This is a genomic window from Parachitinimonas caeni (genome assembly GCF_030129945.1).
In the GTDB taxonomy this organism is placed as follows: Bacteria; Pseudomonadota; Gammaproteobacteria; order Burkholderiales; family Chitinimonadaceae; genus Parachitinimonas; species Parachitinimonas caeni.
In genome coordinates this window covers 1-255 of record NZ_JARRAF010000280.1, presented here as the reverse complement: position 1 = coordinate 255, position 255 = coordinate 1, and the positions used below count along the sequence as shown (strand labels likewise).

Sequence of the window (255 nt, the reverse complement as noted above, 5' to 3'; positions counted from 1 at the left end):
TCCGCAATGGCGAGACGGCCCACTTCCCGATCGAGATCAAGCAGGCCGGCCTGTGGCTGCTCGACCGGCAAGGCGCCCTGGGCGATGGCAGCGGCTTTGCCAGCAATCTGGACGTGATGCTGCACGACGCCAACGGCCGCCCCTTGATCAGCGGTGCCGACGGCCGGTGGCGCGAAGCCCGCTGGCTGGAGCCGGGCCGGTACGATCTGACGATGCGGGCCTACTGGGGCGATCAACCCTACCAGTTCCGGCTGC

Annotated in this window: 1 protein-coding gene; it reads left to right on the top strand. The window is 69.0% G+C overall.

The annotated features are described in order from the left end of the window. A partial coding sequence (locus PZA18_RS25890) for a hypothetical protein (RefSeq protein ID WP_284103526.1) occupies positions 1 to 255 on the top strand: 255 nt, incomplete at both ends.